Origin of the sequence: Burkholderia sp. KBS0801 (genome assembly GCF_005937855.2) — a bacterium.
GTDB classification, from domain to species: Bacteria; Pseudomonadota; Gammaproteobacteria; order Burkholderiales; family Burkholderiaceae; genus Burkholderia; species Burkholderia ambifaria.
In genome coordinates this window covers 471,705-483,464 of record NZ_CP042177.1, presented here as the reverse complement: position 1 = coordinate 483,464, position 11,760 = coordinate 471,705, and the positions used below count along the sequence as shown (strand labels likewise).

At 67.8% G+C, this 11,760-nt stretch carries 10 protein-coding genes; 3 read left to right on the top strand and 7 right to left on the bottom strand.

Annotated elements, in window-relative coordinates:
- Window positions 1-74 precede the first annotated feature (74 nt).
- Together FFI87_RS02335 and FFI87_RS02330 are read right to left on the bottom strand one after the other, a co-directional pair.
- Complete coding sequence (locus tag FFI87_RS02335; RefSeq protein ID WP_012362987.1) at window positions 75-680, bottom strand: nitroreductase family protein; 606 nt, start codon at window positions 678-680, stop codon at window positions 75-77.
- A gap of 248 nt (window positions 681-928) precedes the next feature.
- The gene (locus FFI87_RS02330) at window positions 929-2,212 is read right to left on the bottom strand and encodes an MFS transporter (RefSeq protein ID WP_138848308.1); all 1,284 of its coding nucleotides are present in this window, start codon (window positions 2,210-2,212) and stop codon (window positions 929-931) included.
- Window positions 2,213-2,430: 218 nt separating this feature from the next.
- On the opposite strand from FFI87_RS02330, the gene FFI87_RS02325 reads away from it, so the two are divergent.
- A complete protein-coding gene (locus FFI87_RS02325) occupies window positions 2,431-3,054 on the top strand; it encodes a TetR/AcrR family transcriptional regulator (protein WP_138848511.1) in 624 nt (207 codons plus the stop codon).
- Window positions 3,055-3,136: 82 nt separating this feature from the next.
- The gene (locus FFI87_RS02320) at window positions 3,137-3,709 is read left to right on the top strand and encodes a DUF1415 domain-containing protein (RefSeq protein ID WP_138848309.1); all 573 of its coding nucleotides are present in this window, start codon (window positions 3,137-3,139) and stop codon (window positions 3,707-3,709) included.
- A 68-nt stretch (window positions 3,710-3,777) separates the two neighbouring features.
- Here FFI87_RS02320 and FFI87_RS02315 read toward each other — a convergent pair whose 3' ends face one another.
- The 3 genes from FFI87_RS02315 to FFI87_RS02305 form a co-directional block, all read right to left on the bottom strand.
- The gene (locus FFI87_RS02315) at window positions 3,778-4,668 is read right to left on the bottom strand and encodes a class I SAM-dependent methyltransferase (protein ID WP_138848310.1); all 891 of its coding nucleotides are present in this window, start codon (window positions 4,666-4,668) and stop codon (window positions 3,778-3,780) included.
- Window positions 4,669-4,757: 89 nt separating this feature from the next.
- Entirely contained in the window at window positions 4,758-5,891 is a 1,134-nt protein-coding gene (locus FFI87_RS02310; RefSeq protein ID WP_138848311.1) for a methyltransferase, read from the bottom strand.
- 134 nt (window positions 5,892-6,025) lie between these two features.
- On the bottom strand, window positions 6,026-6,520 hold the full coding sequence (locus FFI87_RS02305; protein ID WP_012362981.1) for an LEA type 2 family protein: 495 nt from the start codon (window positions 6,518-6,520) through the stop codon (window positions 6,026-6,028).
- Window positions 6,521-7,165: 645 nt separating this feature from the next.
- Here FFI87_RS02305 and FFI87_RS02295 point away from each other — a divergent pair.
- Window positions 7,166-9,334 (top strand): M1 family metallopeptidase, encoded by a 2,169-nt coding sequence (locus FFI87_RS02295; protein ID WP_138848312.1) that lies wholly within the window; start codon window positions 7,166-7,168, stop codon window positions 9,332-9,334.
- Between the two features lie 129 nt (window positions 9,335-9,463).
- Here the strand turns inward: FFI87_RS02295 and FFI87_RS02290 are convergent, their stop codons facing one another.
- Together FFI87_RS02290 and FFI87_RS02285 are read right to left on the bottom strand one after the other, a co-directional pair.
- A complete protein-coding gene (locus FFI87_RS02290) occupies window positions 9,464-10,492 on the bottom strand; it encodes a transporter (RefSeq protein WP_041489895.1) in 1,029 nt (342 codons plus the stop codon).
- A 212-nt stretch (window positions 10,493-10,704) separates the two neighbouring features.
- Window positions 10,705-11,667 carry a phage tail protein gene (locus FFI87_RS02285; RefSeq protein WP_138848313.1) on the bottom strand — a complete coding sequence of 321 codons (963 nt, stop codon included), beginning with the start codon at window positions 11,665-11,667 and terminating at the stop codon, window positions 10,705-10,707.
- Window positions 11,668-11,760 lie beyond the last annotated feature (93 nt).

Genomic DNA, 11,760 nt, shown 5'->3' with positions numbered 1-11,760 from the left:
GGCGCGCCGGCAGGCGCGTCAGGGGCGACAGGTGCAGTCGGGAGCCAAACGCACCCCGCAGCCTGCCCGGGGAATCAGGCTGCCGCTTCGAAACCCTTCTTCCATGCGCCCGCATAGACGACCTCGCCGAGCGCATGGCGCGTGCGGGGCGCCTTTTCGCGGTCGCGCAGCACCGGATCGAGCTTGTCGACGTTGCCGTAGTGGCCGAGCGAGATGAGCGCCGGAATGGCGACGTCGGCCGGAATCTCGAACGCGTCGCGGAACGCCTTCGCGTCGAAGCCGCTCATCTGGTGGGCAGCCAGGCCCAGCGCGTGCGCCTGCAGCACCAGCGACATCGCGGCGGCGCCCGCGTCGTACAGCGCGGTCGACGCCGGCTCGCCCTTCGGCGTGAGCGTGTGCGAAGTCACGGCGATCAGCACCGGCGCCGGCGCGTTCCACGCCTGGTTGAACGGCACCAGCGTCGCGAATGCGCGCTTGAACGCCGCTTCGTCCCGCGTGCGATCGAACACGATGAAGCGCCACGGCTGCGCGTTGTACGCGGACGGCGCCCAGCGCGCGGCTTCGAGCACCGCGTGCAGATCGGCGGCGCTGATCGGCTCGTCCGAATACGCGCGCGGGCTCCAGCGGCCCGCGATCAGGTCGTGAATCGAAACAGTGGTGGGAGCAGGTTTGACAGACATGCGGTTCCTCGCTGACATCGATGAAGGGGCGCGAACGCGCGCCGAACCGCAAGCATAACCGCTTGAGCAATCACGCGCCCGCTCGTCCCGCGCAATGCAAATCACCGATCCTGCATTGACCGGCCGCCCAACTTCCCTTCGGCTAGAGGGAGTCCCGTCTGCCGTCCCACCTCGGAACGACGGCTCGGCTCCCTCGACGCAGCCGCCCCGGCCGCGCAGTCGCGCATGGGCCGGCCGGAGCGCCGCGCTCAGGCGGCCTGCGCGGCGGCGCGGGACGGGCCGCGGTTGATCCGCAGCACGATCAGCGCGCCGACGATGCAGAGCCCGCCCGAGATCATCGACGCGATCGTATAGGTGCCGAGGCTCGCCCGCAGCAAGCCCGCGCCGAGCGCCGCGAATGCCGCGCCGAGCTGGTGCCCGGCGACGATCCAGCCGAACACGACCGGCGCTGCGGCCTTGCCGAACACATCGGTGGCGAGCCGCACGGTCGGCGGCACGGTCGCGATCCAGTCGAGCCCGTAGAACATCGCGAACAGCGGCAGCCCGAAGAAATCGATGCCGAACGCATGCGGCAGGTAGATCAGCGACAGCCCGCGCAGCCCGTAGTACCAGAACAGCAGCACGCGGTTGTCGTAGCGGTCGGACAGCCAGCCCGACAGCGTCGTGCCGAACAGGTCGAACACGCCCATCGCGGCGAGCAGCGACGCGCCCTGCACTTCGGTCATCCCGTAGTCGCTGCACATCGCGATCAGGTGCGTGCCGACATAGCCGTTGGTGCTCGCGCCGCAGATGAAGAAGCTGAAGAACAGCAGCCAGAAGTCGCGCGAGCGGCTCGCCATCAGCAGCGTGCGGAACGCGACCGCGAGCGGGTTCTCCTTCGTCGCGTCGGGCGCGGCCGGCGCATCGGCCGGCTCGCCGTACGGGCGCAGCTGCACGTCGGCCGGCCGCTCGGGCAGCAGGAATGCAACCAGCGGAATCACGATCGCGGCCGCCACCGCGACGACGAGCACGACCGGCCGCCAGCCGTGGCGCTGCGCGATCGCCGCGAGCATCGGCAGGAACACGAGCTGGCCGGTGGCCGTGCTCGCGGTCAGGATGCCCATCACGAGGCCGCGCCGCGCATGGAACCAGCGCGTGACGAAGGTCGCGGACAGCGTCAACGCGACGACGCCGGTCGAGCAGCCGACCATCAGCCCCCAGATCACGACCATCTGCCAGCTCTGCGTCATCATCGACGACAGCGCGACGCCCGCGCTCATTGTCACCAGCGCGGTCAGGATCGTCGGCCGCAGTCCGAAACGCTGCATCGCCGCGGCGGCGAACGGGCCCGTCAGGCCGTACAGCGCGATGTTCACCGAAATCGCCAGCGAAATCGCCGCGCGGCTCCAGCCGAGTTCGCGCTCGAGCGGCACCATCAGCACGCTCGGTGTCGCGCGCGTGCCGGCCGCCGCCAGCAGGATCAGGAAAACCACCGCCGCCGCGAGCCATCCGTAGTGGAAGCGCCCGCCGATTCGTGTCACCGCCCAGTTCATGTTGTCGCTCTCCAGTTGGCGGCCCGGCGCCCGCGCGCCCGCCCCGCCTCACCACCAGGCCACCTCCGCCGCACGCTGTATCGGCTGACCCGGGCCGACACCTGGCATTTGTCCGTGGATCCGCCCGGCATTGTTACCGCTCGGTCACAAGTTTGTTGCGATCGTAGTTACCAGTCGGTAACATGTCAAGCAATTCCATCACGCAGTCGAGGGTCATCATGTCGGGCATCGAGGCCGTCAACAAGCCGCCGGCACGCCGCACGCGCCGGCCGATCGCCGCGGCCGCGGCGCACGAACACCTGCTGCGCGCCGCCGAGGAGCTGTTTTACAAGGAAGGGGTGCGCGCGGTCGGTGTCGAGGCGGTCGTGGAACTCGCGGGCGTCAACAAGATGAGCCTGTACCGCCAGTTCTCGTCGAAGGACGAGCTGATCCTCGCGTATCTGGAACGGATGGATGCGTGCTTCTTCGAGCGCTTCGATTCGAGCATCGCGAAGCATCCGGGCCAGCCGAAGGCGCAGTTGATCCAGTATTTCGTCGATCTCGCGGAGCGCGCGACGCAGAAGGACTATCGAGGCTGCCCGTTCGTCAACGTCGCGGCCGAATTCCCCGATGCGTCGCACCCGGCGCGCGAGCGCGTCGCGCAGAACAAGGAACAGTTGATGAAGCGGCTCGTCGCGTTGTGCGAAAGCGCCGGCGCACGGCAGCCGCAAGCGCTCGCCGATGCGCTCGCGCTGGTGGTCGAAGGCATCTACGCGGCCAGCCAGACCTACCGGCACGGCGAAACGCCGATCGGCACCGCGCCCGCGCTGGTCACGCAGCTGATCGAAGCCAGCTGCGCGTGACGGGCGCCGCATGCCCGAACCCCGCCGGTCCGCTCCAGCTACAATGCGGCCCTCGCTGCCGCTTCGCCCGATTGCCTTCGCCATGACAGACACCCGCCCCGACTCGCACGACGACATCCTCGCCGCCACGCGGCACTGGCTCGCGCGCGCGGTGATCGGGCTCAATCTGTGCCCGTTCGCGAAGAGCGTCTATGTGAAGGAACAGGTGCGCTATGCGATCAGCGAAGCGACGACGCTCGAGGACGCACTCGCCGACCTCGAAACCGAGCTGCGCGCGCTCGAGGCGGCGGATCCGCAGCAGGTCGACACGACGCTCGTGATCTATCCGCGCGCGTTCGCGGATTTCGTCGACTACAACGACGCGCTGCTCTTCGCCGAGCGGCTCGTGCAGCAGTTGCGGCTCGACGGCGTGCTGCAGATCGCGAGCTTCCACCCCGAATACCGGTTCGAAGGCAGCGAAGCCGACGACATCGAGAACTACACGAACCGCGCGCCGTATCCGATCCTGCACCTGCTGCGCGAGGACAGCATCGCGCGCGCGGTCGACGCGTTTCCGGACGCGTCCTCGATCTACGAGAAAAACCAGGAAACGCTGCGCCGCCTCGGCCACGACGGCTGGCGTGAATGGATGCGCCGGCCGGGCGACGACGTCTGACGCGTCGCGGGAAGGGCCGGCTACCGCGCGGCCGACGGGCCGCGCGCGTCAGTCGACCGCAGTCGGCCTCAGTCCGCGGCCGGCTCGACGGCCTCGTCGTCCGCCGCCGCGGGCGCCGGCACGAAGAAGCGCTCGTTCAGTTCGGCGAGTCCGAACATGCCGAGGATCTCGTTCAGCCGCTCGCCGGGCTTGCGGCGCGGCAGGTTCTTGTACTGCGCGATGATCAACTCGTTCTTCATCGAGTGCTCCCAGCCGACCAGCTCGGTCACGCTGACCTGGTAGCCGTGCGCCTCGAGCTGCAGACAGCGCAGCACGTTGGTGATCTGGCTGCCGAATTCGCGCGTATGCAGCGGATGCCGCCACACTTCCGTCAGCGCATTCGCGAGCGACTTGCCCTTGTTCCTGCGCAGCACGCCCGCGACCTCCGCCTGGCAGCACGGCACCAGCACGATGTGCTGCGCGCGCTTCGCGAGCGCGAACCGGATCGCATCGTCGGTCGCCGTGTCGCACGCATGCAGCGCAGTCACGACATCGACCGTTTCGGGCAGCTGCGGCGACGTGATCGAGTCGGCGACCGACAGGTTCAGGAACGACATCCCGCCGAACCCGAGTCGGGCGGCGAGTTCGGCGGAACGCGTGACGAGCTCCTCGCGCGTCTCGATGCCGTACACGTGCGACGCGAACGCCGGCGTGCCGTGCCCCGGCTGCTGCTTGAAGAACAGGTCGTACAGGATGAAGCCGAGATACGACTTGCCGGCGCCGTGATCGACGAGCGTGACGGCGCCCTTGTCGGCCTGCACGCTCGCGAGCAGCGGCTCGATGAACTGGAACAGGTGATAGACCTGCTTCAGCTTGCGGCGGCTGTCCTGATTCAGCTTGCCGTCGCGGGTCAGGATGTGCAGTTCCTTCAACAGCTCGACGGACTGCTCCGGACGGATTTCGTAGGTCTTGTTCGACATCGTGAAGCGGCGCCGGGCCATGGTCGGGTGACCACGGCCCGGCGGCGTGAATTCGTGAGGAATGGTGACAGTTTACCGAAAATGCGCGATCAGGCCCGCGCGCCGAGCCGCCAGAGCGACGTGACCTCGGCGCGGCGTGCCGCGTGCAGCGGATCGTCCGCGTCGGTCGACTTCGGATGCGCGGGGCGGATGTCTTCGCGGCCGAGCACGACGAGACCGGCTTCATCGATCCACTGCAGCAGCGTGTCGCGCGGCCGCAGGCCGAGATGCTCGGCGAAATCGGACAGGATCAGCCAGCCTTCGCCGCCCGGTTCGAGATGGTCGGCGAGCCCGACGAGGAAACCGCGCAGCATGCGGCTGTCGGGATCGTAGACCGCGTATTCGATCGGCGCGCTCGGGCGGGCCGGCACCCACGGCGGGTTGCACACGACGAGCGGCGCGCGGCCGGCCGGAAACAGGTCGGCTTCGACGACGTCGACGCGATCGGCATGGCCGAGCCGCGCGATGTTCTCGCGGGCGCATGCGAGCGCGCGCGGATCCTGGTCGGTCGCGACGATGCGCTCGACGCCGCGCGACGCGAGCACGGCCGCGAGCACGCCGGTGCCGGTGCCGATGTCGAACGCGAGCGACGTCGCCGGCAGCGGCGCACGCGCGACGAGCTCGACGTATTCGCCGCGCACCGGCGAAAACACGCCGTAATGCGGATGGATCGGCGCACCGCCGAGCGCCGGAATCGGCACGCCCTTCTTGCGCCATTCGTGCGCGCCGACGAGACCGAGCAGTTCGCGCAGCGACACGACCGACGGCGCGCCGCCCGGCCCGTACGCTTCCTCGCATGCGGCGCGCACGTCGGGCGCTCGGCGCAGCGGGATCGCGTAGTCGGCATCGAGCGGGATCAGCAGCATCCCGAGCGTGCGGGCGCGCTGCGATTGCGCGAGCCGGTGCAGGTTGAATGCGTCGGCGCCGGCCGCGGCCTTCGCCTTCTTCGGCTTGCGTTCGACGCGGCGGGCCATCGCCTGCACGAGCTGGCGCGCATTCTGGAAGTCGCCCTGCCAGACGAGCGCGGTGCCCTCGCACGCGAGGCGGTACGCGGCATCGGCGGTGAGGCGGTCGTCAGCGGGCACGGCGCGCTTCGGCGGCTGCACGCCGGCTTCGGAGCGCCAGCGCACGGCATGTTCGGCGCCGTCGGCGTCGGTCCAGTGGAAAACGGGGAAATCGGTCACGCGGGCTCGGCTACGGTTGGCTTCAGACAGGCGGCGCTACAGGTGTGGGCCGCGCGGACCACACCATACCGCGCTTTGCCCGCGCGGCAAAGCGCGGGCTCCGGTACCGTTCGGCCGCCCCGCCGGCACATCGCTTACCCGCCCCATCCCGGCGTCGCCGGCATGCGCAACGTGCCCGCGTCGCGGAAATGCACGGTGCCCAGCGCACCGCCCGCGAGCCGCCCGCGCAGCGCGTAGGGCAGCTCGCCGCTGGCCGCCGCGCCGGGCAGGTTCCACGCCTGCCGCGCGGCGGCGAACGCCGACACCGAAACCGGCACGTCGATCACCGCCTCGCCGAAACGCGGCACGACGCCTGAGCGATCGCTGACGCCGCTCGCGAACGGCGTGCCGTTCAGGTCGAGCGCGACCGAAATGCCGTTGTATTCGATCGGCGCGTCGTTCGGGTTCTGCACGCGCAGCTTCAGGCTGAAGCGCATCTCGAGGCCCTGCCCGACCAGCGGGTCGAGCCCGGCGACGGACACGCTCACGGGCTCGCGCGTGAAGCCCGCGCAACCGCCGAGCGCGAAGGCGGCGGCGAACAGCAGCAACACGGCGCGCAGCGGCGCGATTAGGAACAGGGCTCGTGGCATCGGCTGGCCTCCTTGCGGCAATCGATCGACAGGTCGTCGATGCATTGTACCGAGCGCGCCCCCGCCACCCCGGAGTTCGTAGTTTTCGCGCAGCGCCGAGATCGTTAATAGATTAAAACTACGGAAAGCGGCAGCTAAACGGAAAGTGAATTAATGCCTGCCGGCATTCAATGGCACACAAAAAACTCAATCGAGCCACTTTCTAATTTTTTCGTTTCCTTAACCCAAAACCATCAAGTATATTTACGCATCCTTCGAGCAGGCCGACAAACCTTGATGCCGCATGACGGCGATTTTACGGAACGGCGACACGCCGTCCTTCCGTCCGGCGGCCTGGTACGGCCAGCCCCGTGGGTCGTCGGTTCAAAGGGAATGCACGCCCGTGCAGGGCGGGCGGCCGCGTGTCGTGCGCGCGAAATCAATTCAGTACAACACGCGCACGGCCATTTTGAACCGGCAAGTTAACCGACATCCGGAAACACAGAGGGGGCAGTAAACGATGATTACCTTCACGTAGTCGGCCGACCGTCTTTTCGAATAATCCGCCATTGGCATTTCTCATCGCCGCTGATTAACGGCGAGGGATTGTCTTTGCCGGCGTTTTCGCAGCACTGAACGATTCTTTCAACAATCGAGGTTTCAGTCATGTCGATCAACATTCACAAGATGCGTTATCTACCGCTGGTCGCCGCACTCGCACTCGCCGGTTGCGGCGGCGACGACGGCGGCGTGGGCTCGGCTTCCGCACTCAGCTCGGCCGGCGCGCCGCACTCGGGCTCGGCGCCCGCCGCCAACACGCCGCCGAGTGCCTCCAACGTCGACAAGAGCGTGTCGCCCGTCGAGCTGCCGGACACCGTGGTGCCGGTCAACTACCGGCTGTGGTTCCGCCCCAACGACGCGCTGGACGCGTTCGACGGGCGCGCCGACGTCGAAATCAAGGTGCTGAAGCCGGTCAACAACATCGTGATCGCCGGCCACCGGATCAAGTTTACGAACGGCCGCATCACGCTGCAGCCGGGCAACATCCAGCTGATCGCGACGCCGCAGGACAAGGGCGACTTCTACCAGCTGCGCCCCGTCGCCGGCACGATCGCGCCGGGCAACTATTCGCTGCACATGGAGTGGTCGGGCATCATCAACTTCAAGTCGTACGACGATCCGGCCACGCAGACGGGCGGCAGTTGCGGCGACGATCCGTATCCGGGCTGCTCGGCCGCGGAAGGCGTGTTCCGCGTCGACCTGAAGGGTACCGACGGCAAGACGAGCGGCGCGATCCTCACGCAGGGCGAAACCAACCTGTCGCGCCAGTGGTTCCCGGGCTGGGACGAGCCGGCGTTCCGACCGACCTATGAAGTGACGGCCGAAGTGCCGCAAAGCTGGCGCGTCGTGTCGAACGCGGCCGAGAAGCCGTCGACCAACGTCGGCGGCGGCTACAAGCTCGTGCAGTTCGAGAAGACCCCGCCGATGCCGTCGTACCTGCTGTTCTTCGGCGGCGGCATGTTCGACACCTACGAGGACGATTTCTCGAGCCCGCTGCCGGGCGGCAAGGGCGGCCTGCACCTGCGCGTGTTCACGCCGCCGGGCATGAGCGACTGGGCGAAGCCCGCGATGGACCGCACCAAGCAGGCGCTCGACTACTACTACCGCTACACGGGCATCCCGCTGCCGCTGACGAAGTTCGACACGGTCGCCGCGAACGACGCGTTCAAGGAGCAGAAGGACCTGAACTTCGGCGGGATGGAGAACTGGGGGTCGATCCTCGAGTTCGCCGACGACATCCTGCCGCAGCCGGGCCAGCCGATGTCGCGTTACGGTAACGAGGTGCTCACGCACGAAGTCGCGCACCAGTGGTTCGGCGACCTCGTCACGACCGACTGGTGGGACAACGTCTGGCTCAACGAGTCGTTCGCGACGTTCTTCGAGACGAAGACGACGATCCAGTTCTTCCCCGACGAGTTCAGCTGGCTCGACCAGGTGAAGAACAAGTACCGCGTGATCAATCGCGACATCGGCCCGAACGCGTTCCCGGTCGCGCCGAACTTCAACGACTGGGCGTCGAACGACTTCGTGCTGAGCGCGAGCGCGTTCACGTACGACAAGGGCGGCCACGTGCTGAAGACGCTCGAGAACTATCTCGGCGAGCAGACGTTGCGCCAGGGCCTGCAGCAGTATCTGGTCGACTACTCGTTCGGCAACGGCACGCCGAAGCGCCTGTGGGATGCGCTGTCGAAGGCGAGCGGCCAGTCGGTCGGCCCGATCGGCGACAGCTACGTGCGCCAGACGGGCGTGCCGCTGATCTCGCTCGACACGCAGTGCGACATGACGAAGAACCAGACGATCGTCACGCTCAAACAGCAGCCGTTCCCGAACAAGAACGCGTATCCGGGCCTGCAATGGACGGTGCCGATCACGCTCGCGTACGGCCAGGGTCTCGCGAAACACACGACGCTCGCGCTGAAGGATACGCAGGCGCAGACGCGAATCGACGGCTGCACGGGCGTGGTCGCCGATCCGAGCGGTCTCGACTACTACGTCGTGAACTACAGCGACGCCGCGTGGAGCGGCCTGCTCACGCAGGTCAACGGCTCGACCGATCCGGTGCTGCTCGCGAACCTGAAGAGCGAGGCCGCGCTGCTCGTCGCGAACAACCTCGCGCCGGCTTCGCGTTCGACGTCGATCGGCTCGGTCGCTTCGCCGGCCGCGATGAAGCTGCGCCAGACGCCGAGCTTCGGCGGCATCGCGCCGACGGCGAAGGAACGTCCGTCGCTGCGCTATCAGGGCATGTTCAAGCCGCGCAAGACGCTGGTTCAGTAACGTTGTCCGGTCGGCCGGTGCCGCGCGGTTCGCGGTGCCGGCCGGCGTTCAAATGCTCACGTCCTTCGGCAGGCCCCGCATGCGGGGCCTGTTTTTTTGTCGGGTCCGCTCGCGCCGCACCGGCAAGGGCTAGCGATCGTCGCGCCGACGAAACGCCCACCATGCGGCGAGCGCGGTAAAGCCCGCGACGAGCAGCACCATCAGCCAGAAGCCGTGCTTGTTCTCGGAGAACGGCACGCCGCCGACGTTCATCCCGAAGAAGCCCGCGACGATGTTGATCGGCAGCGCGATCACGGTGACGAGCGTCAGCGTGAACAGCGTCCGGTTGTTCTGCTCGTCGAGCCGCGAGCCGATCTCTTCCTGCAGCAGCTTGATCCGCTCGTTGAGCCCCGACAGATCGGCGAGCACGAGCGAGAACTCCTCGGTCGACTCGCGCAGCTCCTGCACGTCTTCGGGATGCAACCACGCGGGCGGTTTCGCGAGCAGCCGGAAGATCGAGCCGGGCTCGGGCGCCAGCATGCGCTGCAGGCGCGTCAACGTGCGGCGCATCGCGCCGAGTTCGACGCGATTCGACGTGAGCCGTTGCGACAGGAAGCGATCCTCGATGCGATCGACATCGACGCTCGTGCGCCGCATGATCTGGATCAGCAGGTCGGCCTGGTCGTGCAGCAGGTGCACGAGCAGTTCGACCGGCGACCGGAACCGCTCGCCGTCGCGCACGCCTGCGCGCAGCGTGTCGACCGAGCGCAGCGGCTTGAGCCGCGCGGTGACCATGATGCGCCGTTCGACGTGGACGAACAGCGTCGCGATTTCCGACGGCGTCAGCTCGAGGTTGAACATCACGTCGTTGACGATCGCACGCAAGGCGCCGTCCTCCTGCTCGATGCGCGTCGAGCGCGACCCTTCGTGCAGGAATTCGAAGAAGCTGTCGGGCAATCCGAGGTGGGTGCGCATCCAGCGCTCGCTCGCGCCGTGCGCGAGATTGAAATGCAGCCAGACGAAATCGTCCGATGCGCTCGCATCGCGCTCGCGGCACGTGCGCAGCCATGCCGCGGCCGCTTCGGCGTCGAGCATCACGCCCGCTCCGCCCGGGACGAAGCGGAATCCGCACACCATGCCGGACGTATCGGCACCGTAAGTCTGTACGATCAGGTCCATCGTGTCGAAGGTCGTGCGGCGCGCGCCGCGCCGCGCATCGCGCATCGCGGCGCCACGCCGGGAAATGAAACGAAACGTATGCCCGACGTATGTGACGTTCTCGTGACACTGTCACATATGCCCGTCCCGGCCTCGCCAGCTGATCCCAAAAAGCAACGCGCCGCCCATTGGGCGGCGCATGTGCGATGGGCGGGCCGGCGCGAAGCCGTGGATTACTGCCGCGGCTCCGACTGCGCGGCGGTCGGGCAGGCCGGATCCTTGCCCCAGTGGCCGTCGCAGACGCGCCAGCGGCACAGCTGATCCTCGAAGAAACCGCGCTCCGAGCAATCCTTCACGCGCGATGCGAGCGAACCGCCCGTCGTGGCGGCCGTCTTGGTCGGCACGGCCTGCCCCTTCTGTGCGGCGGCCTTCTTGTCAGCCGGCTTCGTGCGTGCGACGAGCGCGGCGAGCAGATCCGCATCCGGATCGTCCTTGCCGGCCGCCTTCGCGCTCGCGGTACGGGTCGTCGCTTCGCGACGCTTCTTCGCCTGCGCGAGCTCCGCCTGCTGTTCCTTGTGGTGCTTGCGGGCCTCCTTCGTTTCGGCCTTCGCATCGGCCTTGCCGCGTGCGGCGACCTTGTCGCTCTTCGCGGTGTCGGCCTTCGCCGTTTTCGTCGCCGCTGCTGCTGCGGCGGCCGTCGTGGCGGCGGCGCCTGCCGTGGCTGCGCCCGACGCATCGTCCGCACCGCTCGCGAGCGCGCGCGACAAGCGGCTGCTGTCCGCGCCTGACGCAGAGGATGCGGACGCAACGGTCTGGGACGCGGCATCGTCATTGACGATCGTCGCGGGTTGCGCGGCGGGCGCGGCCGACGCTGCATTCTGCGCGACCTGCGCGGCGGCACCGCTGGCCGTCTCGGCCTTCACCGGTGCCGGCACGGATGCCGCGGTCACGACGGCCTGCTCGCCCGATTGCTGCTGCCAGCGCCACGCGCCCCAGCCGCCGACGGCGACCACGAGCGCGACGACGGCTGCGATCGGCCCCTTCAGCGAACGGCGCGGGGCCTCGGCTGGCGGCGTGACACGTCCTTCCAGATTCGCGAGAATGCGCGATTGCTGCGGCCCGCCCCCGCCTGCCGGTTTGGTATCGGACAGCAGGCTGGGCGGGGTTTTCGAATTTGAATTTTCCGGCGCACTCATTCAGCGTCTCATTGAATCCTGGTTTAATTCACCGCGATAATATAGCCCGGCCTCTCAAGGCAGCCTGATTCTAAGAGCAAGCATTGCAAAACA

Coding starts and splice junctions, on each gene's coding strand:
- FFI87_RS02325 (WP_138848511.1), top strand. CDS start 2,431: ATGTCGGGCATCGAGGCCGTCAACAAGCCGCCGGCACGCCGCACGCGC.
- FFI87_RS02285 (WP_138848313.1), bottom strand. CDS start 11,667: ATGAGTGCGCCGGAAAATTCAAATTCGAAAACCCCGCCCAGCCTGCTG.
- FFI87_RS02295 (WP_138848312.1), top strand. CDS start 7,166: ATGTCGATCAACATTCACAAGATGCGTTATCTACCGCTGGTCGCCGCA.
- FFI87_RS02320 (WP_138848309.1), top strand. CDS start 3,137: ATGACAGACACCCGCCCCGACTCGCACGACGACATCCTCGCCGCCACG.
- FFI87_RS02290 (WP_041489895.1), bottom strand. CDS start 10,492: ATGGACCTGATCGTACAGACTTACGGTGCCGATACGTCCGGCATGGTG.
- FFI87_RS02335 (WP_012362987.1), bottom strand. CDS start 680: ATGTCTGTCAAACCTGCTCCCACCACTGTTTCGATTCACGACCTGATC.
- FFI87_RS02305 (WP_012362981.1), bottom strand. CDS start 6,520: ATGCCACGAGCCCTGTTCCTAATCGCGCCGCTGCGCGCCGTGTTGCTG.
- FFI87_RS02315 (WP_138848310.1), bottom strand. CDS start 4,668: ATGTCGAACAAGACCTACGAAATCCGTCCGGAGCAGTCCGTCGAGCTG.
- FFI87_RS02330 (WP_138848308.1), bottom strand. CDS start 2,212: ATGAACTGGGCGGTGACACGAATCGGCGGGCGCTTCCACTACGGATGG.